Raw genomic sequence first — 20776 nt, forward strand, 5'->3', positions numbered from 1 at the left:
ACTCTGGCGCGTCAATCAGATACAGACATCCACCCATTTTGCGGAAGTCAGTTCTGCCATTCTGTCAGGTGAAATGCGCACAGCGCTGTGAATTGCGCCTGCGGCGGGCAGCACTTCGGCATACTGCTTCAAAGAGATATCGCAATATACCGCGAGCGGGTTTTCCAGTCCGAACGGGCATACACCGCCAACGGGATGACCGGTAATGGTCACCACTTCATCACTGCTGAGCATGCGCGCTTTGGCACCGAACGTGTCTTTGAGCTTTTTGTTATCCAGACGCGCGTCGCCTTTCGCCACCACCAGGATCACCTCATTTTTAACCTTGAGTGACAGGGTCTTGGCGATTTGTCCCGGCTCGACACGATGGGCGGCAGCAGCCAACGCAACGGTAGCAGTACTTTGACTAAGCTCAATAACGTCTATATCCGGCGCGTTGTCGGCAAAAAACTGCTGTACAGACTGCAAACTCATTGTTTCCTCCTGACAAATATCCTGCGTAATCTGTCATAAGAATTTATGCTCTGTAAATATCTCTTAAGTAACAAATACCCCAAACGGCTGATTTCTGGATCCTCTTCACAATCACAGAAACCGGTTACAGTAACCGGTTGCAGAGCGCGGGGCGTAGATTAATACTGAGTACGTAACGTCCCCTGTATCCAATAATAAGAGCCAAATATGAAACCATTTCGTCTGAGCAGTACCGCTGGTTGGCAAGCCAGCAAGGTTGTGAAGCTGATGTATGGAACAACGTGCGGCGCGTATGTGCCCGTAACAAACGTCTGACAGGAGATCTGCCATGTCTGCCAACCATGCTGCGTTTAATCTGATATTCCGTTTCGTCGAAAATTACGTCAGCCCGATAGCCGGGCGGATCTCTTCCCAGCGTCACGTTATGGCGATTCGTGACGGGTTCATCTCCGCGATGCCGTTTATGATTGTGGGTTCGTTTTTGTTAGTGTTCGCTTACCCACCTTTTTCGCCTGATACCACCTGGGGTTTCGCCCGCGCCTGGCTGGATATGGCGAAGCAGTTTGAAGGCCAAATCCTGACGCCGTTTGATATGACGATGGGCATCATGTCCATTTATATCTGTGCCGCCATTGCCTATAACCTTGGCAAACACTACGTCAAATCTCACCAGCTGGACCCCTTTATGTGCGCCATGCTGTCGCTGATGGCGTTTCTGCTGGTCGCGGCACCGAAAACCAAAGGCACGCTCCCTGTCGACAGTCTGGGGGGAACGGGCATTTTTACCGCGATTCTGGTGGCGATTTATTGCGTTGAGATGATGCGTTTCCTCAAAGCGCATAACATCGGCATTCGTCTGCCGGACCAGGTCCCGCCGATGATCAAAAACTCTTTTGATCTGCTGATTCCGGTGCTGGTGGTGGTGGTGACCCTCTATCCTCTGAGCCTGGTGATTCAGTCACAGTTTGGCATGCTGATCCCGCAGGCCATTATGTCGGTCTTTAAGCCTCTGGTTTCCGCGGCAGATTCCCTGCCTGCGATCCTGCTGGCCGTGTTGATTGGTCATCTGCTCTGGTTCGCCGGGATCCACGGCGCCGCCATCGTCTCCGGAATGTTGCAGATGTTCTGGCTGACTAACCTGGGCGCTAACCAGACCGCGCTGGCCGCCGGTCAGCCTTTGCCGCATATTTTTATGGAAGCGTTCTGGACGTTCTTTATCGTGATTGGCGGGTCGGGCGCCACGATGGGATTGGTGATTTGCTATCTGCGTAGCCGTTCAGCGCATTTACGCTCTATCGGGCGTTTGAGCGTGGTACCCAGCTTCTTTAACATCAACGAGCCGGTCATTTTCGGTACGCCAATCGTGATGAACCCGGTGTTCTTTATCCCGTTCCTGCTGGCACCGATGGTTAACGCCGTGCTGGCGTGGGCGGCGATGACGTTTGATTTGATTGGGCGCGTCATCTCCGTAGTTCCCTGGACGGCACCGGCGCCGATAGGCGCAGCGTGGGCCCTGGGCTGGGATTTCCGCGCGGCGATTCTGGTTGTGGTTCTGGCCTGCGTATCGGCGATCATCTACTTCCCGTTCTTCAAAGTGTATGAGAAGCAGCTGCTGGAGCAGGAAGCGAAAGAAGCGCAGCGTAGCGCGGAAGAGGACAATCAGCAGGTGGCATAGGTAAAAGCAAAACGGCAACCCAGGTTGCCGTTTTTTGTTTTTGTAGGCCCGGTAAGCGAAGCGCCACCGGGCAAATCACTGCTCTACTTCAGCGTGCAATCCCCACACTGCTTAACGTCCGGCAGGCGATAGCGCTGGCAGCAGGTGCGGCGAACCAGAAGCCCATCACGGAGCACGACGGTACGGAATAGCGGGTTGTCACGGCCATCGGAAAGCTGCTTTGCAAAGAAACAGGACTGACGCAGGGCCTCAACGTTCTCATCACCGAGAAGCGGCTTCATTTCCGTTAAATACCAGTGGATTAAATAGCCCGTATTGCTCCAGATAAGCTTCCCGTTAATCTCTCCCGTCGCTTCCAGCGCTTCCACCACCGGGATCAGGGCCTGCGTGACGAGCCGCCCCATACGTTCCTGAGCAGTGAGGCGTTCAGCGCTGTGGTCTTCGTGGAGATCAATCCAGAAGCAGGCAGCACGTCCGGTTTCGTGAAACTCGACGTGGAAATTATCCGGCGAGAGTTCAAGCATGCTCTTCTGTGTTAACAGCGCCAGCATGAGCGGAGGCACCATCAGCCCGATATACCACTGCGCCCAGAGGGAGAGCAGGGGTTTATTTTCCCGCGTAAGGGTAGGCTGGTTGCGATAAATATGGTCGGAATAGGTGGCCAGCAGTGATTGCAGCTTAGACGGTTTGCGCCACTCTGAGAGCGTCATCGCGTGGGACGGGGGCGCTTCATCAAGCCGGATAAAGTCCAGCAGGTGGGCGCGCGTTTCCGCAATCTTTTCCCGTATCGCATCTGCAAGCGAAGCATTCCCGCTGGTGAGCGGCGCTCGCCAGAGGAGAGGTTCGACGATGTGTGCGGTATGCGTGGCCATAGTATAGATAGAAATCTAAATGATAATGATTGCCAATCCTAACTATTGCTCATACCAATGGCAAGACTTTTGTCCTGGTGACCTCGTCGGTAGGTTTATGCCGTCTGAATCTCTTCGCTTAGCAGAATGTTATTGCGTCCCATATGCTTTGCTTCATAGAGGGCTTTGTCCGCTTTTTCCAGCGCGCCTTCCACGTCTTCATCCTCGAAAATGGCGATACCAATGCTGATGGTGACGTTTGTCGCGACGCTTTCGTTAAACAGATGCGGGATTTTCAAATCATAGACTTTCTGACGGATCCGCTCGGCCGTCTGGCGAGCGTGTTCGAGTGAAATGTTGGTCAGCAGCACCATAAACTCTTCCCCACCAAAACGCGCCACAATATCGCGAGAACGCACGGCGTCACGGATTGCCGCAGAGACGCGCTTCAGCGCCTGGTCGCCCATCATATGGCCGTAATGGTCGTTATAGGCTTTGAAGTGGTCGATATCCATCAGCAGGACAAAGTGTTCGCCATTTTCTACCGTGGGCAGATTCTCCAGACGGCTTTGCAGACCGCGACGATTATAGAGCCCGGTAAGCGGGTCCATCATACTGAGGTCGGTAAGGGTTTCTCGTTCTTCCAGAAGGCGAGAGAGCAGCTCCTGAGCGAAACGGTCGTTGCGTCTTTGCAAAATGTTATGAATAGCAATTGCCACCACAGGAAGTGCGAAAGAATAGGTCATTCGCAGCCATATATCGTGATCGCTTAACCACAGGCAGACAATAAAGGTGGGCAATGAATGCAGCGTAAACGCTTTGATATTACTGGCGAACGCCAGCGTGCCGATAAAAAGTACCGTTAAAAGAGCAATTAGCAAATACGTCGCATGGTCCTGAGTAATTAAGGCGAATTTGGAGACAATTTGCCAGGCCCATAAAATACCGAAGATCGCTGAAACGACAGGAATATTTATCTTCCGCGCGCGCTTTCTCCAGTGCCAGACGAACAGGCCAGTACTGATGGCGAAAATAGCAATCAGAGGGGCAGAAAACAGGCGTACAGAATTGAGCGGATTTGTTACCGAGAACACTGCCGAGGTTGCGTTCAGAAATAAAAATAAACGTAACGATAATTGATATTTTCTGTGAACCAAAGACCGCCAGGATTGTGATGTCATAGTCGCGTGTTTTTATTAAAATTTAATTAAAACAGATAAATAGGTGTTATTTCGCAATAAAATATGCAAAAAACTCAAAGAGTAATTATCAGAAAATCTTTAGACGTTGTTAACAGGTGCGCAATTTATCACCTTAGACAATTCCTGTCATTACGGGAAAGGTAAAGGTCGATGGATTTTGATTCATTCAGCTGGCAAATGATAATTTTTGCTATATGATATTGGTTATCATTATCGTTGATAGAGGGAAAAGCATGTTGAACAGAGCGCTGGGCAGTGGTTGGGGGGTATTGCTACCGGGAGCTATTCTTGGCGGTTTGACGTTTGCCGATCTCTCTCTCGATACCTGGAAAGTCATCATCGCGTCAGGACTGTTAGTCACGTCAGGCATGATCTGGCATAAGCAGCTACGTCACTTTGTTTTACTGCCATCCTGTGTCGCGCTGGTCAGCGGAATTTTGGTGATATTGATGAGTTTGAAATAACAGGAAAAAGAAGAAATTCAGAGGGGTTGTAAGATAATTGGTGCGAGGGGGGGGACTCGAACCCCCACATCCGTAAGGACACTAACACCTGAAGCTAGCGCGTCTACCAATTCCGCCACCTTCGCACAGTCATCTTACTCTTTATTGCTATGTTGATATCGCCTCGTTGGTGCGAGGGGGGGGACTCGAACCCCCACATCCGTAAGGACACTAACACCTGAAGCTAGCGCGTCTACCAATTCCGCCACCTTCGCCCAGTGCGAGCAATATCATCGTGATTTATGGTGCGAGGGGGGGGACTCGAACCCCCACATCCGTAAGGACACTAACACCTGAAGCTAGCGCGTCTACCAATTCCGCCACCTTCGCATACCATCGATACTGTAAAAGTATCGTAACCACGGAGGCGCATTCTAGTTGTTTTCAGCTTTACGTCAACAGAAAAGTGCGCGTGATGCCTTGATTGATGCAAAAATGGCCGATGGACGCGCCGTGTATAGCCGGATGGCGCTTTCGCTTATCCGGCCTACAGGGGAGGCGATTACTTTTTGGCCTGACGCGTCATCACGGTGCGGTAGACCTTAAAGCGGCCGGTCTGGGCGATAACTTCGTGGAAGCCAAAAGTTTCATCCAGCACTTTCGGGTACGCCAGGAAGGCGTTCGCGACGATACGCAGCTCACCGCCGCTGTTGAGGTGACGAACTGCGCCACGGATCAGCGCTTGTGCCGCTTCCAGGCTGGTCTCCATACCGTCGTGGAACGGCGGGTTAGAGATGATCATGTCGAAGCGACCGGTGATGTCGGAGAAGACGTTGCTGGCAATGACTTCGCCTTCAATGCCGTTTGCGGCAAGCGTTGCGCGGCTGGCTTCAACCGCCGGGGCGCTCACGTCACACAGGGTTAAGCGCACTTTTGGCGAATGGCTGGCGAGCACGGTAGAGAGCACGCCCGCACCGCAGCCTACGTCCAGCACTTTGCCTTTGGTGTGCGGCGTCAGGGTGGAAAGCAGCAGCTTGCTGCCCGTATCCAGCGCGTCACGGCTGAACACGCCCGGCAGGGTTTTGATGGTCAGGCCGTTAAGCTGGTACTCGTCCCAGTATGCCTGCGCATCAAACGTTGTCTGTTTTTCCAAACGGCCATGGTACAGACCACAGCGGCGAGCGCTGTCGACTTTATTCAGCGGCGCGTAGCCTTCCAGCAGCTGTTCCGCGCTACGCACGCCGCTGCGGTTTTCACCGACCACGAAAATATCGCAGCCGACCGGCAGCAGGGAGAGCAGGTTCATCAGCTGGAACTGGGCTTCCGGTTTATTCTTCGGCCAGTAGTAGATCAGCGTATCGCAGTCGGCGATATCGCTCTGCTCTGCCACCAGGCTAAAGCGCGCGCGCTCGCCCATCTGGCGGCTCAGCACCTGCCAGTGGTGGTAGTATTGGGTGTGGGCACGGCTTTCAGCACAGTCGAAACGCGCGGGCAGGTCATCCTGCATATCTCCGGCAAACAGAATACGGCTTTCTTCGAAATCATCACTGTGACGCAGCAAGACTTCACTTGCCGGGGTAAATGCAGACATGAATTGTTCCTCAATAAACTCAGGCGGGGATTATAGTAGGTAGATGGCGCACTTTCGACACATTTGCTATATTTGCGCGCCTGAGAGACAGGAGTTTTCCCTATGACATCCCGACGAGACTGGCAGTTGCAGCAGCTGGGCATTACCCAGTGGGCTTTGCGTCGCCCGACGGCGTTGCAGGGCGAAATCGCTATCTCCATCCCGGCGCACGTTCGCCTGGTGATGGTGGCGGAAGAACTGCCTGCCCTGAATGACCCCCTGATCGGTGATGTCCTTCGCAGCCTGAAGCTGACGGCCGACCAGGTTTTACCGCTGACGCCAGAGCGTGTCGCGATGCTGCCTCCTGATAGCCGCTGTAACAGCTGGCGTATCGGAGAGGCAAATGAGATCTCTCTTCAGGGGAGCCAGATCTGCTCGCCAGCGCTGGACGAACTGAAAGCCAACCCAAAAGCGCGCAGCGCGCTATGGCAACAAATCTGCGAATATGAACACGATTTCTTCCCTCACGACGCCTGACCTGTCCACCGCGTTCGCGATTGAAACACGCGCCCACGCGTTTCCGTGGAGCGAAAAAACCTTCGCCAGCAATCAGGGCGAACGGTATCTGAACTACCGCCTGGACGTTGACGGCACCATGGCCGCTTTCGCGATCACGCAGGTTGTTCTTGATGAAGCGACGCTGTTTAATATCGCGGTTGATCCCGCGTTTCAGCGCCGCGGGCTGGGAAGAGAACTGCTTGAGCATCTCATCCGTGAGCTCGAAACCCGTGACGTTTTCACCCTGTGGCTGGAGGTGCGCGCGTCGAATGTCGCCGCCATCGCGCTCTATGAAAGCTTAGGCTTTAACGAGGCGACAATCCGCCGTAACTACTACCCCACCGCAGAGGGACGTGAAGACGCCATCATAATGGCTCTGCCGATTGGATAATAAAAAATAAGGTTGTAACGATGAAATGGGACTGGATTTTCTTTGATGCCGACGAAACGCTGTTTACGTTCGACTCGTTCGGCGGCCTGCAGCGGATGTTTCTCGACTATAGCGTAACCTTCACCGCTGAAGATTTTCAGGACTATCAGGCGGTCAACAAACCGCTGTGGGTGGATTACCAGAACGGTGCCATCACTGCGTTACAGCTTCAGCACCAGCGCTTTGACGTCTGGGCGGAACGCTTAAAGGTCAGTCCGGGAACGCTGAACGAGGCTTTCCTCAACGCCATGGCCGATATTTGTGCGCCCCTGCCGGGCGCGGTTTCCCTGCTGAATGCGTTGAAAGGTAAGGTGAAACTGGGGATCATCACCAACGGTTTTACCGCCCTGCAGCAGATCCGCCTTGAGCGCACCGGTCTGCGCGATCATTTCGACGCGCTGGTGATCTCGGAAGAGGTGGGCGTGCCGAAGCCGGATCCGCGAATTTTCGACTACGCGCTGGCGCAGGCTGGCAATCCCGACCGCGATCGTGTCCTGATGGTGGGGGATACCGCAGAGTCAGATATTCTGGGCGGCATGAAGGCTGGTCTGTCGACCGTCTGGCTCAATGCGCATGGCCGCGTGAAGCCTGAAGGCATCGAGCCGACCTGGACCGTGACGTCGTTGAACGAACTGGAGCGACTCCTGTGTAAACAATGATTGCCTGCCCCCCGTTGATGGGTAAAATAGCCGCAATTTTGTATTCCATGATGCGTGGCGTGCTGCCGCGCTTATAAAAGAAGATTTAATTATGACGTTGTCTCCTTATCTGCAAGAGGTGGCCAAGCGCCGCACTTTTGCCATTATCTCGCACCCGGATGCCGGTAAAACGACCATCACTGAGAAGGTGTTGCTGTTCGGACAGGCGATTCAGACTGCGGGTACCGTTAAAGGCCGTGGCTCCAGCCAGCATGCAAAATCCGACTGGATGGAGATGGAAAAACAGCGTGGTATTTCGATCACCACCTCCGTGATGCAGTTCCCGTATCACGACTGCCTGGTGAACCTGCTGGACACCCCGGGTCACGAAGACTTCTCCGAAGATACCTACCGTACCCTGACGGCGGTGGACTGCTGTCTGATGGTGATCGACGCCGCGAAAGGTGTAGAAGATCGTACCCGTAAGCTGATGGAAGTTACCCGTCTGCGCGATACGCCGATCCTCACCTTTATGAACAAACTCGACCGTGACATCCGCGATCCGATGGAGCTGATGGATGAAGTGGAAAACGAGCTGAAGATCGCCTGTGCGCCAATCACCTGGCCAATTGGCTGCGGTAAGCTGTTCAAAGGCGTTTATCACCTCTATAAAGACGAAACCTACCTGTATCAGACCGGTAAAGGCCACACCATTCAGGAAGTGCGCATCGTGAAAGGTCTGGACAACCCGGATCTGGACGCGGCGGTCGGCGAAGAGCTGGCCGCGCAGCTGCGCGACGAGCTGGAGCTGGTCAAGGGCGCGTCTCACGAATTCGACAAAGAGCTGTTCCTGAGCGGCGAAATTACCCCGGTCTTCTTCGGTACCGCACTGGGTAACTTCGGCGTTGACCACATGCTCGACGGTCTGGTGGAGTGGGCGCCGCAGCCGATGCCGCGCAAAACCGACACCCGTGAAGTGGAAGCGAAAGAAGAGAAGTTCACCGGCTTCGTGTTTAAGATTCAGGCCAACATGGACCCGAAACACCGTGACCGCGTGGCCTTTATGCGCGTGGTGTCCGGTAAATATGAAAAGGGCATGAAGCTGCGCCAGGTGCGTATCGGGAAAGACGTTGTCATCTCCGACGCGCTGACCTTTATGGCGGGTGATCGTTCCCACGTTGAAGAGGCCTATCCGGGCGACATCATCGGGCTGCACAACCACGGCACCATCCAGATCGGTGATACCTTCACCCAGGGCGAAATGATGAAGTTCACCGGTATTCCGAACTTCGCGCCGGAGCTGTTCCGTCGCATTCGTCTGCGCGATCCGCTTAAGCAGAAACAGCTGCTGAAAGGCCTGGTTCAGCTCTCCGAAGAGGGCGCCGTGCAGGTGTTCCGCCCGATTGCGAACAACGATCTGATCGTTGGCGCGGTCGGCGTGCTGCAGTTTGACGTGGTCGTTGCGCGCCTGAAGAGCGAATACAACGTAGAAGCGATTTACGAATCGGTGAACGTCGCGACCGCGCGCTGGGTTGAGTGTTCTGACGTGAAGAAATTCGAAGAATTTAAGCGTAAGAATGAAGTTCAGCTGGCGCTGGATGGCGGCGATAACCTGACCTATATCGCGCCAACGATGGTCAACCTGAACCTGACGCAGGAACGTTATCCGGACGTTCAGTTCCGTAAAACCCGCGAGCACTAATCCCCTCTCAGAGCACGGCATTCGCCGTGCTCTTCTTTATTTCCTGTCTTATTAATCCCTTGCGGAATGTTCTTAATTCAACGCAATTTCACGCTATTCGCCCATTTTTTACCCAATTCTGAAAGCGGCTCTGTGAGAGTGATCTATATTTAACTCAGTGTTTAACACCGGGCGTGGATAAATTAACTGTTCAATGCATGGCTTTAGGTTATCCATTTTGCCCGTGTGTTTATTCGCAATATATATCACTACTAAGGAAGTATGTAGCCCGAATAACGGGTCAACACAGGAATAGATCGATGAATATGACAAGACTGAAGATTTCTAAAACTCTGCTGGCTGTAACACTGGGTAGCGTTCTGGTGAGCGGCTCCGCCCTGGCGGAAAGCAGCACCATGGATAAAGCACAATCCACGGCCGATAGCGCAGGGCAAAAAATCGATAGCTCTATGAATAAAGTCGGCAATTTCATGGATGACAGCTCTATCACAGCAAAAGTGAAGGCCGCACTGGTGGATGATGAAGCCATCAAGAGCACCGATATTTCCGTTAAGACCGACAAGAAAGTGGTCACGCTGAGCGGCTTTGTTGAAAGCCAGGCTCAGGCTGAACAGGCGGTGAAAGTGGCGAAAGGCGTCGAAGGCGTCGCCTCCGTCAGCGATAAGCTGCACGTCCGTGACGGCAAAAACGCGTCGGTGAAAGGTTATGCCGGTGATGCAGCCACCACCAGCGAAATCAAAGCTAAACTTTTAGCAGATGACATCGTGCCGTCCCGTAAGGTGAAAGTGGAAACCACCGATGGCGTGGTTCAGCTTTCCGGTACGGTAGATTCGCAGGCGCAAAGTGAACGTGCCGAGTCCATCGCGAAAGCGATTGATGGTGTGAAAAGCGTTAAAAACGATCTGAAAACGAAGTAAATCTCGACCATTCGCCCGTCTGGCTAAACCCTGCGGGCGAAATAAGAACGACTCTGGAAAAACGCCGGTGAGTGACCTGAGCGCTCACGTTTAGCGGCCGACATTAACTATGGTAAAGGAGAAGCTTATGTTTCGTTGGGGCATTATATTTCTGGTTATCGCGTTAATTGCCGCCGCATTGGGCTTTGGTGGACTGGCAGGTACAGCGGCATGGGCAGCTAAAATTGTCTTCGTTGTGGGTATTATTCTGTTCCTGGTCAGCCTGTTTACAGGGCGTCGACGTCCATAGCAAACGCAATATTCCTTCAACAAAATAAAGCCAGTCACTGTGACTGGCTTTTTCTTATTTGCGTAACAGGTCGGGTGCGTTACTGTGGTGTTATAAAATAATCAAAACAGGAAAGCAGAGGTGGGGCAACGAATTCCCGTTACGCTCGGCAATATTGCGCCGCTGACGTTAAAACCGTTTCGCGCGGGTCAACTCGCGCTGGTCTGCGAGGGTGGCGGACAGCGCGGCATTTTCACCGCTGGCGTGCTGGACGAATTTATGCGCGCGCAGTTCAACCCCTTTGACCTTTACTTCGGCACCTCTGCCGGGGCGCAGAACCTCTCTGCCTATGTCTGTAACCAGCCCGGCTACGCGCGAAAGGTCATCATGCGCTACACCACGGCGAAAGAATTTTTTAACCCGGTGCGGTTTGTGCGCGGCGGCAACCTGATCGATCTCGACTGGCTGCTGGAGTCAACCTCCAGCCAGATGCCGCTGGCCATGGATACTGCCGCCCGTCTGTTTGATAGCGGTAAAGAATTCTGGATGTGCGCCAGCCGGGGCGATGACTATTCGCCGGGCTATTTTTCGCCTCAGAAAGATAACTGGCTGGACATCATCCGCGCCTCCAGCGCCATTCCCGGTTTTTATCGTACCGGTGCGCTGCTGGACGGCATTAGCTATCTGGACGGCGGGATCAGTGACGCCGTGCCGGTGCAGGAAGCCGCCCGTCGCGGGGCGAAAACCATTGTGGTGATCCGTACCGTACCGTCGCAAATGTATTACACCCCGCAGTGGTTTAAGCGGATGGAGCGCTGGCTGGGCGACAGCAGCCTGCAGCCGCTGGTGAACATCGCGAAGCAGCATGAAACCACCTACGGCGCGATGCAGCGCTTCATTGAGAAACCGCCGGGCAAGCTGCGTATTTTTGAAATTTATCCGCCTAAGCCGCTGCTGAGCATGGCGCTGGGCAGCCGCGTTCCTGCGCTGCGCATGGATTACAAAACGGGGCGGCTGTGCGGGCGCTACTTCCTGGCGACGGTGGGGAAAATGCTGGCGGAGCAGCCGCCGCTTCATCGCCATAAACGCATTATTACGCCGCCTGCGATTGTCGCCAACGACGCCCTGACGGTGCCCCTGGTTGACATTCCGCAGGCGAATGACGCTTTACTGGATAACGAGGATCTGGCGTGATGCACCGCTTTGTCGACACCCATTGCCACTTTGATTTCCCGCCGTTTACGGGAGATGAAGAGCAAAGCATTGCGAAAGCGGCCGAGGCAGGCGTTCAGGCCATTATTGTGCCTTCAGTGGAAGCGGCTTACTTTTCCCGGGTGCTGGATCTTGCTGCACAGCACCCCGCGCTCTATGCGGCGCTTGGCCTGCATCCGATCGTGATTGAGCGGCATCGGGATGAGGACATTGAGCGACTTGATGAGATAGTGCAGACCGCAGGCGACAAGCTTGTCGCCATCGGTGAGATCGGCCTCGATCTTTATCGCGAGCATCCGCATTTTGAGCGCCAGCAGACGATCCTCGACGCGCAGCTCAGGCTGGCGAAGCGTCACGATCTGCCGGTGATCCTCCACTCCAGACGCACGCACGATAAGCTGGCAATGCACCTGAAGCGTATCGATTTGCCGCGTAAGGGCGTCGTGCATGGTTTCTCAGGCAGCCTGCAGCAGGCGCAGCGTTTTATCGAGCTGGGCTACAAAATCGGCGTTGGGGGCACCATCACCTATCCGCGCGCCAGCAAAACCCGGGACGTGATGGCACAGCTGCCGCTGTCGGCGCTTCTGCTGGAAACCGACGCGCCGGACATGCCGCTGAACGGTTTTCAGGGCCAGCCGAATCGTCCGGAACAGGCGGCGCGCGTGTTTGCCACCCTGTGCGAACTGCGAAAAGAGACTGAAGAGGCTATAGCCAGTGCGCTGCTGGAAAATACGCGTTCGGTATTTGGCATCACGCTATAGATAAAGCGCCGGACGGATCACCGTTATCTTCTGTTTTTCCAGCGCCCGCGCCAGCGGTTCAACGTCTTCCGGCGTGGCGCTGCGCCATGACGCCGCCTCGCCGTACACGCCATGCGCATGAAACGCGTTGATGCGCACCGGCACGTTTCCCAGCCCGTGGATAAACGCCGTCAGCGGCTTCAGATGTTCCGGATAATCACACTGTTCCGGAATCACCAGCAGGCGGAGCTCCGTTAAACGATTACGATCTGCCAGCCAGCGGATACTCTGCTTGATCTGCGGGTTTTCGCGCCCGGTCAGGAAGCGGTGGTGTTCGTTCCCCCATGCTTTCAGGTCCAGCATCGCGCCATCCATTACCGGCAGCAGCTTTTGCCAGCCGGTTTCGCTTAACAAACCGTTGCTGTCGACCAGGCAGGTCAGATGATTCAGGTCGGGATCGGCTTTGATCGCGGTGAACAGCGTCACTAAAAACGGTAATTGCGTTGTGGCCTCACCGCCGCTCACGGTGATCCCCTCGATAAACGGTGCGGATTTGCGGATCTGTGAAAGGATCTCCTCCACGCTCAGGCGGTGTGCCATGGGCGTTGCCTGCTGCTGGCACAGGTGCAGGCAGGTGTCGCACTGCTGGCAGTCACTCTCCTGCCACCAGACGCGTCCCGCCTGTATGGTCAGCGCGTCGTGCGGGCAGTGGGGCACGCAGTCCCCGCAGTCGTTGCAGCGGCCGATCGTCCACGGGTTGTGGCAGGTTTTACAGCGCAGGTTGCAGCCCTGCAGGAACAGGGCCAGGCGGCTGCCCGGCCCGTCCACGCAAGAGAAGGGGATGACCTGACTAACTAAAGCGCATCTGCTGTTCATGGCTTATCACGCGCGGCTGACGTTCCAGAATACGGGTATTGCGTGCGGCCTCTTCCCCCAGCCACGTGGTGTTCGTTCTTGAACCCGCTTCCCGGTATTTCTCCAGATCCGACAAGCGAACCATATAGCCGGTCACGCGTACCAGATCGTTACCGGCCACATTCGCGGTGAACTCACGCATACCGGCCCTGAACGCCCCCAGGCAAAGCTGAACCACCGCCTGCGGATTGCGTTTTACCGTCTCATCCAGCGTTAAAATATCGCTGATCCCGGAAGCGTAGTGCTTGTGGTGCGGCGCCACCGCCAGCAGGTGGCTGATGGGATCCGGCTCGTCGCCGTAGGGCAGGCGCGCGCCCGGCGTGGTGCCCGAATCGGAGCTGATCCCCGACTGCGCATGCAGCATCGCGCGCTGCTTCCAGCCGTGTTTCACCGGCGTGTTTTCGACAAACGCCGCAAGCTGTTCGCTGATGCGATAGCCCAGCGCGTTGGCCTGCTCGTCTTTGCCGTAACGCCCAGTCATCCCGGCTTTCTCACAGAGCACGTTTACCGCTTCTGCCAGGCCGTACATGCCAAACATTGGCACAAACCGATCGGCATCAATCAGCCCCTCTTTCACCAGGAAGCTATTCTCAAAGAAGCCGGATTGTTGATACAGGAAATCGCAGCGGGCATCGATGATGGCCATTTGCTGCTGGCAGTAATGCGGGAGGGCGCGGCTGAAGAAGTCTTCCATTGACGTACTGTGTTCGGCGATGGCCTTGAGGTTGAGGCGCACCAGGGTGCTGCCACCGCCTGCCAGAGGCAGGGAGTTGTAACAGCTCACTACGCCGTAATGGCCTTTTGTGAAAATTTTATCATTCACCGGGCCATTAGCAATATGCGGTTTACTGCATTCACATATGTTTTTCGCCACCTCAAGCAGCAAATCATCCGGGGTGATCGCTGGATCATAAATAAAGGTCAGGTTCGGCGCGACCTGCTTCAGCTCTGCATCGGCACGCAGAATGGCGCGCGTGACGGGGGTATCTTCCGGCCCGATATTGGCATGCATAAAGGCATCGGGCAGCGTACGGTCGAGATAGCGCCAGAAACGTTTTATTCGGCTATTGATTTCTTCTTGTGTTAGAATTCTAACATAAGGTTGCAGCAACGCATCAAGCTGACCGAGATAGACCGGCATCGATGTGACGGACGGAACATGGTGGTAGAGGATGGTTAACAGTGAGAGGGCGTCGTCGAGATCTTTTGCTCCTTCCAGCTCCAGCCATTCTGAACCATTAGCCAGAAATTTTGCGTAATCCGGCAGAACGTAACGGGGTTTGTAAGGCGCATGGCCTTCGAACATGTCGCAGATGAACCCCTCGTCCAGCGCGGCGCGCGCAGCTTCAGGAAGTGCCGGATACGGCAGGTTGTTTTCCGCTTCCAGCGCCAGAAAATGACGTTTTTGTTCCGGGGATAACGCCGGGCTTGTCACAATCTGCTGGCAACGTTGCTGCAGGGCGTCGGGGCTGGAGTGGGACATGTTCGCTTCCTTGAGTGTTCTGCGGATGATGAACGGATTGTAGAAAGCCTGCCTGTCGGCACTTTTGATCCGACAGGGGGTATCGCTGCTTTAGTCGGCAATGTGCACGCTAAAGTTTGAAGAAGATCGCATTACAGTAATGCAAATTTGCACGCAGTTTTCATTAACTGTGATGAATGTCGAAGTGTGGATGCGGGTGGATGTTAGAATACTCACAGACCCGCAAGGTAAAATTTATACGGCACTGCCGTTGGAGAATGTTATGACCGATTTAACTGCAAGCAGCCTGCGCGCGTTGAAACTGATGGACCTGACCACCCTGAACGATGACGACACCAATGAGAAAGTCATCGCTCTGTGCCATCAGGCGAAAACGCCGGTGGGCAACACCGCAGCCGTCTGTATCTACCCGCGCTTTATCCCGATTGCCCGTAAGACGCTGAACGAGCAGGGCACCCCGGACGTGCGCATTGCTACCGTCACTAACTTCCCGCATGGCAACGATGATATTGAGATTGCGCTGGCAGAAACCCGCGCGGCGATTGCCTACGGCGCAGACGAAGTGGACGTGGTGTTCCCGTACCGCGCGCTGATCGCCGGCAACGAGCAGGTCGGTTTTGACCTGGTGAAGGCCTGTAAAGACGCGTGTGCGGCGGCAAACGTGCTGCTGAAAGTGATCATCGAAACCGGCGAGCTGAAAGAAGAGGCGCTGATTCGTAAAGCCTCTGAAATCTCCATCAAAGCCGGTGCGGATTTCATTAAAACCTCTACCGGTAAAGTACCGGTAAATGCGACCCCGGAAAGCGCGCGCATCATGATGGAAGTGATCCGCGACATGGGCGTGTCCAAAACCGTGGGCTTCAAACCTGCGGGCGGCGTGCGTACCGCGGAAGACGCGCAGCAGTTCCTGGCGATTGCCGACGAGCTGTTCGGTGCCGACTGGGCCGATTCCCGTCACTACCGCTTCGGCGCCTCCAGCCTGCTGGCCAGCCTGCTGAAAGCGCTGGGTCACGGCGACGGTAAGAGCGCAAGCAGCTACTAAGTTTGAATTGCCGGGTGGCGCCACGCTTACCCGGCCTACCCGGATCGTGGTCGGGTAAACCGTACCCGCCACCATTCACCCGATTCCTCATGGGGGTTACCGTGTTTCTCGCACAAGAAATTATTCGTAAAAAACGTGATGGTCATGCATTAAGCGACGAAGAGATCCGCTTCTTCATCAACGGCATTCGTGATAACACCGTCTCAGAAGGGCAGATTGCGGCTCTGGCGATGACCATTTTCTTCCACGATATGTCGATGCCTGAGCGCGTGTCGCTGACCATGGCGATGCGAGATTCAGGAACCGTTCTGGACTGGAAAAGCCTCAACCTTAACGGCCCGATTGTGGATAAACACTCCACCGGCGGCGTGGGAGACGTGACCTCCCTGATGCTTGGCCCCATGGTGGCAGCCTGTGGCGGTTATATCCCGATGATCTCCGGGCGCGGCCTGGGCCACACCGGCGGTACGCTCGACAAGCTGGAAGCCATTCCGGGCTTCGATATCTTCCCGGATGACAACCGCTTCCGCGACATTATTAAAGACGTTGGTGTGGCGATTATCGGCCAGACCAGCTCTCTTGCTCCGGCAGACAAGCGTTTCTACGCGACCCGCGACATCACCGCGACCGTTGACTCCATCCCGCTGATCACCGCCTCTATCCTGGCGAAGAAGCTGGCAGAAGGGCTGGACGCGCTGGTGATGGACGTGAAGGTAGGCAGCGGCGCGTTTATGCCAACCTATGAACTCTCTGAGGCGCTGGCCGAAGCGATCGTTGGCGTCTCCAACGGCGCGGGCGTGCGCACTACCGCACTGCTCACCGACATGAACCAGGTGCTGGCTTCCAGCGCCGGTAACGCCGTCGAAGTGCGTGAAGCCGTGCAGTTCCTGACGGGGGAATACCGCAACCCGCGTCTGTTCGACGTCACCATGGCGCTGTGCGTGGAGATGTTAATCTCCGGCAAACTGGCCAAAGACGACGCCGACGCCCGCGCGAAGCTACAGGCGGTACTGGACAACGGCAAAGCGGCGGAGATCTTTGGCCGCATGGTTGCGGCGCAGAAAGGCCCAACCGACTTCGTCGAAAACTATGCGAAGTACCTGCCGACCGCGACGCTCAGCAAAGCGGTGTATGCCGACAGCGAAGGGTTTGTCTCGGCAATGGATACCCGCGCGCTGGGTATGGCGATCGTGTCTATGGGCGGCGGCCGTCGTCAGGCGTCAGATACCATTGATTACAGCGTCGGCTTCACCGATATGGCCCGTCTGGGCGACAGCGTTGACGGCCAACGTCCGCTGGCGGTGATCCACGCCAAAGATGAAGCCAGCTGGCAGGAAGCGGCGAAAGCGGTGAAGGCGGCTATTACGCTTGACAATAAAGCGCCGGAAACCACACCGACTGTCTATCGCCGTATCACCGAATAGCGGTATACTGATCTGATCGATAATTTTTGAAGCACTACGTACGGAGAACAATTATGAAACGTGCATTTATTATGGTGCTGGACTCATTCGGCATCGGCGCAACCGAAGATGCGGAACGTTTTGGTGACGTGGGTTCCGATACCATGGGTCACATCGCGGAAGCCTGTGCGAAAGGCGAAGCGGACAACGGTCGTAAAGGCCCTCTGACTCTACCTAACCTGACCCGCCTCGGGCTGGTGAAAGCGCATGAAGGCTCTACCGGTAAAATCGCAGCCGGTATGGACGGCAACGCGGAAGTCGTGGGCGCCTATGCCTGGGCGCACGAGCTCTCCTCCGGTAAAGACACCCCGTCTGGACACTGGGAAATCGCCGGTGTGCCGGTGCTGTTCGACTGGGGTTACTTCTCCGATCACGAGAACAGCTTCCCGCAGGAGCTGCTCGATAAGCTGGTGAAGCGTGCCAACCTGCCGGGCTATCTCGGCAACTGCCACTCCTCCGGTACCGTGATTCTGGACCAGCTCGGCGAAGAGCACATGAAAACCGGCAAGCCGATTTTCTACACCTCTGCTGACTCCGTGTTCCAGATTGCCTGCCACGAAGAGACCTTTGGCCTGGATAAACTCTACGAGCTGTGCGAAATCGCCCGTGAAGAGCTGACCGAAGGCGGCTACAACATTGGCCGCGTGATCGCGCGTCCGTTTATCGGCGACAAAGCGGGTAACTTCCAGCGTACCGGTAACCGTCACGATCTGGCCGTTGAGCCGCCGGCGCCAACCGTGCTGCAGAAGCTGGTCGATGAGAAAGACGGCCACGTGGTGTCCGTGGGTAAAATCGCGGATATCTACGCTAACTGCGGCATCACCAAAAAGGTCAAAGCGACCGGACTCGATGCGCTGTTCGATGCCACCATCAAAGAGATGAAAGAAGCGGGCGACAAGACCATTGTCTTCACCAACTTCGTCGACTTCGACTCCTCCTGGGGTCACCGTCGCGACGTAGCGGGTTATGCTGCGGGTCTTGAGCTGTTCGACCGCCGCTTGCCGGAGCTGATGGAGCTGGTGGGTGAAGATGACATTCTGATCCTGACCGCGGACCACGGCTGCGATCCGACCTGGACCGGTACCGACCACACCCGTGAGCACATTCCGGTGCTGGTATACGGCCCGAAAGTGAAGCCGGGTTCGCTGGGTCACCGTGAAACCTTCGCGGACATTGGCCAGACCCTGGCGAAATACTTTGGTACGTCTGACATGGAATATGGCAAGGCCATGTTCTGATGTCATTGCCCGGTGGCGCTTCGCTTACCGGGCCTACGGTTTTGTAGGCCGGGTAAGGCGTAGCCGCCACCCGGCAAAAACAACAAGTTAAAAGGAACTGAAGATGGCAACTCCTCACATTAATGCAGAAATGGGTGATTTCGCTGACGTCGTATTGATGCCGGGCGACCCGCTGCGCGCGAAGCACATTGCAGAAACCTTCCTGGAAGACGTGCGTGAAGTGAACAACGTTCGCGGCATGCTGGGCTTCACGGGTACTTATAAAGGCCGCAAAATCTCCGTTATGGGCCACGGCATGGGTATCCCATCCTGCTCCATCTACACCAAAGAGCTGATCACCGATTTCGGTGTGAAGAAAATCATCCGCGTAGGCTCCTGCGGTGCGGTGCGTATGGACGTTAAGCTGCGTGACGTGGTGATCGGCATGGGCGCGTGTACCGACTCTAAAGTCAACCGCATCCGTTTTAAGGATCATGACTTTGCGGCCATCGCTGACTTTGACATGGTGCGTAACGCGGTTGACGCGGCAAAAGCGCTGGGCGTTGACGCGCGCGTGGGCAACCTGTTCTCTGCCGATCTGTTCTACTCGCCAGAAGGCGACATGTTCGACGTGATGGAAAAATACGGCATCCTGGGCGTGGAAATGGAAGCGGCCGGTATCTACGGCGTAGCGGCTGAATTCGGTGCGAAAGCGCTGACCATCTGCACCGTTTCTGACCATATCCGTACCCACGAGCAGACTACCGCTGCCGAGCGTCAGACCACCTTCAACGACATGATCAAAATCGCGCTGGAATCCGTTCTGCTGGGCGATAAAGAGTAAGCGCTGTTGTGCCGGGTGGCGGCCTCGCCTGACCCGGCCTACGGTTTTGTAAGCCCGCTAAGCGTAGCGCCAGCGGGCTTATTTACTAGCGCACGGCCTGTGCAACCCATGCTGACAAATCCCTTAACTCTTTTTCCTGCTCCGGAAAATCGCCGATCAGCGCATCACACTCCTGCTGCAACATATCCGCCCGATACAAACAGCCCTGCAGACGAGCGGCTAACGCCTCTAACGGTGCCGGATTGAGACTATCCGTAAACACCTGCGTGCGGGTGATATGGCCTTTCTCCACGTCGAAGTGCAGCTCCACGCCGCCCCAGGTAAACCGTTCGTCCAGCAGATGGGAAAAGGCAGGGGCCTGACCGAAGTTCCACTCCCAGCTGCTCTGGCGCGCAAAGGTTTCCGCGAAGTTGGGCAGGTCCGGGGTTTTGTCAGGGGAGATCGCTTCAGCTTCTACCCGCTCGCCGTAATGTTCGAAGAAGGCTTCACGAATCGCATCGCAAATCTGCTCGTGAGTAATCCCGGGCAGCAGTTCCACCAGATTCGCCACGCGCCCGCGCACGGAGGTGATGCCCTTAGCCTGTAGCTTTTTCTTATCTGGATTAAGGTAGTTAGCCAGACGGCTGAGATCGGCGTTCAGCAGCAGGGTACCGTGGTGGAATCCGCGATCCATCGTTTCGCGATAGGCAGAGCCGGATACCTTGCGGTCGCCATCGGGCGTTTTGACCACCAGATCGTTACGTCCGGAGGCTTCCGCCGTCACGCCGAGCGAATTGAGCGCGTTGAGGACGATGGACGTTGAGATGGTTTTGTCGTATTCCGGTTTGCCCGCCATAAAGGTAAAGCAGGTATTGCCCAGATCGTGGAATACCGCGCCGCCGCCGCTGCTACGGCGCGCCAGACGGACGTTGTCCTCTTCCATACGGCGGGTGTTGCACTCTTTCCACGGGTTTTGCGCACGACCAATAACCACCGTATCGGCATTGCGCCAGAGAAACAGTACGCGCTGGGTGGCAGGCATCTGGCGGAAGATGCACTCCTCCACCGCCAGGTTAAACCAGGGATCGTAAGAGTCAGAGATAAGCAGGCGTAACGTCGACATGGCAGAGTTCCTTTTCCGAATCATTCGCCT

At 55.6% G+C, this 20776-nt stretch carries 21 protein-coding genes and 3 tRNA genes; 14 read left to right on the plus strand and 10 right to left on the minus strand.

Annotated elements, in window-relative coordinates; translation table 11 throughout:
- Positions 1 to 15: 15 nt before the first annotated feature.
- A complete protein-coding gene (locus ACHH0Z_RS10890; protein ID WP_008502085.1) occupies positions 16 to 474 on the minus strand; it encodes a YbaK/EbsC family protein in 459 nt (152 codons plus the stop codon).
- 328 nt (positions 475 to 802) lie between these two features.
- On the opposite strand from ACHH0Z_RS10890, the gene ACHH0Z_RS10895 reads away from it, so the two are divergent.
- Positions 803 to 2149: a PTS sugar transporter subunit IIC gene (locus ACHH0Z_RS10895; protein WP_045409186.1), complete on the plus strand. Its 1347-nt coding sequence runs from the start codon at positions 803 to 805 to the stop codon at positions 2147 to 2149.
- A gap of 83 nt (positions 2150 to 2232) precedes the next feature.
- On the opposite strand, the gene fhuF is transcribed toward ACHH0Z_RS10895, so the two are convergent.
- Both fhuF and ACHH0Z_RS10905 read right to left on the minus strand, forming a co-directional pair.
- Entirely contained in the window at positions 2233 to 3021 is a 789-nt protein-coding gene (fhuF, locus tag ACHH0Z_RS10900; protein ID WP_045409185.1) for a siderophore-iron reductase FhuF, read from the minus strand.
- Between the two features lie 95 nt (positions 3022 to 3116).
- Entirely contained in the window at positions 3117 to 4181 is a 1065-nt protein-coding gene (locus ACHH0Z_RS10905) for a GGDEF domain-containing protein (protein WP_023293335.1), read from the minus strand.
- 215 nt (positions 4182 to 4396) lie between these two features.
- Here ACHH0Z_RS10905 and ACHH0Z_RS10910 point away from each other — a divergent pair, with 215 nt between their 5' ends.
- Entirely contained in the window at positions 4397 to 4666 is a 270-nt protein-coding gene (locus ACHH0Z_RS10910) for a DUF1435 domain-containing protein (RefSeq protein ID WP_175441116.1), read from the plus strand.
- Between the two features lie 38 nt (positions 4667 to 4704).
- On the opposite strand, the gene ACHH0Z_RS10915 is transcribed toward ACHH0Z_RS10910, so the two are convergent.
- The 4 genes from ACHH0Z_RS10915 to rsmC form a co-directional block, all read right to left on the minus strand.
- Positions 4705 to 4791 (minus strand) — tRNA-Leu (locus ACHH0Z_RS10915).
- 42 nt (positions 4792 to 4833) lie between these two features.
- Positions 4834 to 4920: transfer RNA gene (locus ACHH0Z_RS10920), tRNA-Leu, on the minus strand.
- Between the two features lie 28 nt (positions 4921 to 4948).
- A tRNA-Leu gene (locus ACHH0Z_RS10925) sits at positions 4949 to 5035 on the minus strand.
- Between the two features lie 172 nt (positions 5036 to 5207).
- On the minus strand, positions 5208 to 6236 hold the full coding sequence (gene rsmC / locus ACHH0Z_RS10930; RefSeq protein WP_021240587.1) for a 16S rRNA (guanine(1207)-N(2))-methyltransferase RsmC: 1029 nt from the start codon (positions 6234 to 6236) through the stop codon (positions 5208 to 5210).
- A 102-nt stretch (positions 6237 to 6338) separates the two neighbouring features.
- On the opposite strand from rsmC, the gene ACHH0Z_RS10935 reads away from it, so the two are divergent.
- From ACHH0Z_RS10935 to ACHH0Z_RS10970, 8 genes are all read left to right on the plus strand, one after another.
- The gene (locus tag ACHH0Z_RS10935) at positions 6339 to 6752 is read left to right on the plus strand and encodes a DNA polymerase III subunit psi (protein ID WP_008502079.1); all 414 of its coding nucleotides are present in this window, start codon (positions 6339 to 6341) and stop codon (positions 6750 to 6752) included.
- Positions 6721 to 7164 (plus strand): ribosomal protein S18-alanine N-acetyltransferase, encoded by a 444-nt coding sequence (gene rimI / locus ACHH0Z_RS10940; protein WP_008502078.1) that lies wholly within the window; start codon positions 6721 to 6723, stop codon positions 7162 to 7164. Before ACHH0Z_RS10935 ends, rimI begins: the two co-directional genes overlap by 32 nt.
- A gap of 20 nt (positions 7165 to 7184) precedes the next feature.
- Positions 7185 to 7862, plus strand: a complete 678-nt coding sequence (gene yjjG / locus ACHH0Z_RS10945; protein WP_044597180.1) for a pyrimidine 5'-nucleotidase — start codon at positions 7185 to 7187, stop codon at positions 7860 to 7862.
- A gap of 91 nt (positions 7863 to 7953) precedes the next feature.
- On the plus strand, positions 7954 to 9543 hold the full coding sequence (gene prfC / locus ACHH0Z_RS10950; protein ID WP_008502076.1) for a peptide chain release factor 3: 1590 nt from the start codon (positions 7954 to 7956) through the stop codon (positions 9541 to 9543).
- 299 nt (positions 9544 to 9842) lie between these two features.
- Complete coding sequence (gene osmY / locus ACHH0Z_RS10955) at positions 9843 to 10460, plus strand: molecular chaperone OsmY (RefSeq protein WP_008502075.1); 618 nt, start codon at positions 9843 to 9845, stop codon at positions 10458 to 10460.
- A gap of 127 nt (positions 10461 to 10587) precedes the next feature.
- Positions 10588 to 10749, plus strand: coding sequence for a DUF1328 domain-containing protein (locus ACHH0Z_RS10960; protein WP_003856556.1), 162 nt, complete (start codon positions 10588 to 10590; stop codon positions 10747 to 10749).
- A 120-nt stretch (positions 10750 to 10869) separates the two neighbouring features.
- Entirely contained in the window at positions 10870 to 11922 is a 1053-nt protein-coding gene (locus tag ACHH0Z_RS10965; protein ID WP_045406360.1) for a patatin family protein, read from the plus strand.
- On the plus strand, positions 11919 to 12701 hold the full coding sequence (locus ACHH0Z_RS10970; protein ID WP_074173162.1) for a TatD family hydrolase: 783 nt from the start codon (positions 11919 to 11921) through the stop codon (positions 12699 to 12701). The genes ACHH0Z_RS10965 and ACHH0Z_RS10970 overlap by 4 nt, the downstream gene beginning before the upstream one ends.
- On the opposite strand, the gene ACHH0Z_RS10975 is transcribed toward ACHH0Z_RS10970, so the two are convergent.
- Positions 12696 to 13556 (minus strand): YjjW family glycine radical enzyme activase, encoded by an 861-nt coding sequence (locus ACHH0Z_RS10975; RefSeq protein ID WP_045406363.1) that lies wholly within the window; start codon positions 13554 to 13556, stop codon positions 12696 to 12698. The genes ACHH0Z_RS10970 and ACHH0Z_RS10975 overlap by 6 nt on opposite strands.
- Positions 13531 to 15078: a YjjI family glycine radical enzyme gene (locus ACHH0Z_RS10980; RefSeq protein WP_045406366.1), complete on the minus strand. Its 1548-nt coding sequence runs from the start codon at positions 15076 to 15078 to the stop codon at positions 13531 to 13533. The genes ACHH0Z_RS10975 and ACHH0Z_RS10980 overlap by 26 nt, the downstream gene beginning before the upstream one ends.
- Before the next feature lie 262 nt (positions 15079 to 15340).
- Between ACHH0Z_RS10980 and deoC the strand changes: the two genes are divergently transcribed.
- The 4 genes from deoC (at position 15341) to deoD (ending at position 19644) form a co-directional block, all read left to right on the plus strand.
- Positions 15341 to 16120 carry a deoxyribose-phosphate aldolase gene (gene deoC, locus ACHH0Z_RS10985; RefSeq protein ID WP_023293328.1) on the plus strand — a complete coding sequence of 260 codons (780 nt, stop codon included), beginning with the start codon at positions 15341 to 15343 and terminating at the stop codon, positions 16118 to 16120.
- Positions 16121 to 16221: 101 nt separating this feature from the next.
- Positions 16222 to 17544: a thymidine phosphorylase gene (gene deoA, locus ACHH0Z_RS10990; protein ID WP_045406369.1), complete on the plus strand. Its 1323-nt coding sequence runs from the start codon at positions 16222 to 16224 to the stop codon at positions 17542 to 17544.
- A gap of 53 nt (positions 17545 to 17597) precedes the next feature.
- The gene (deoB, locus tag ACHH0Z_RS10995) at positions 17598 to 18821 is read left to right on the plus strand and encodes a phosphopentomutase (RefSeq protein ID WP_014882457.1); all 1224 of its coding nucleotides are present in this window, start codon (positions 17598 to 17600) and stop codon (positions 18819 to 18821) included.
- A 103-nt stretch (positions 18822 to 18924) separates the two neighbouring features.
- Positions 18925 to 19644 carry a purine-nucleoside phosphorylase gene (gene deoD, locus ACHH0Z_RS11000; protein WP_003856538.1) on the plus strand — a complete coding sequence of 240 codons (720 nt, stop codon included), beginning with the start codon at positions 18925 to 18927 and terminating at the stop codon, positions 19642 to 19644.
- Positions 19645 to 19729: 85 nt separating this feature from the next.
- Here the strand turns inward: deoD and lplA are convergent, their stop codons facing one another.
- The gene (gene lplA, locus ACHH0Z_RS11005) at positions 19730 to 20746 is read right to left on the minus strand and encodes a lipoate--protein ligase LplA (RefSeq protein WP_039023920.1); all 1017 of its coding nucleotides are present in this window, start codon (positions 20744 to 20746) and stop codon (positions 19730 to 19732) included.
- Positions 20747 to 20776: the final 30 nt, after the last annotated feature.

The organism is Enterobacter cloacae complex sp. 2024EL-00227, assembly GCF_043945315.1.
Taxonomy (GTDB): Bacteria; Pseudomonadota; Gammaproteobacteria; order Enterobacterales; family Enterobacteriaceae; genus Enterobacter; species Enterobacter roggenkampii.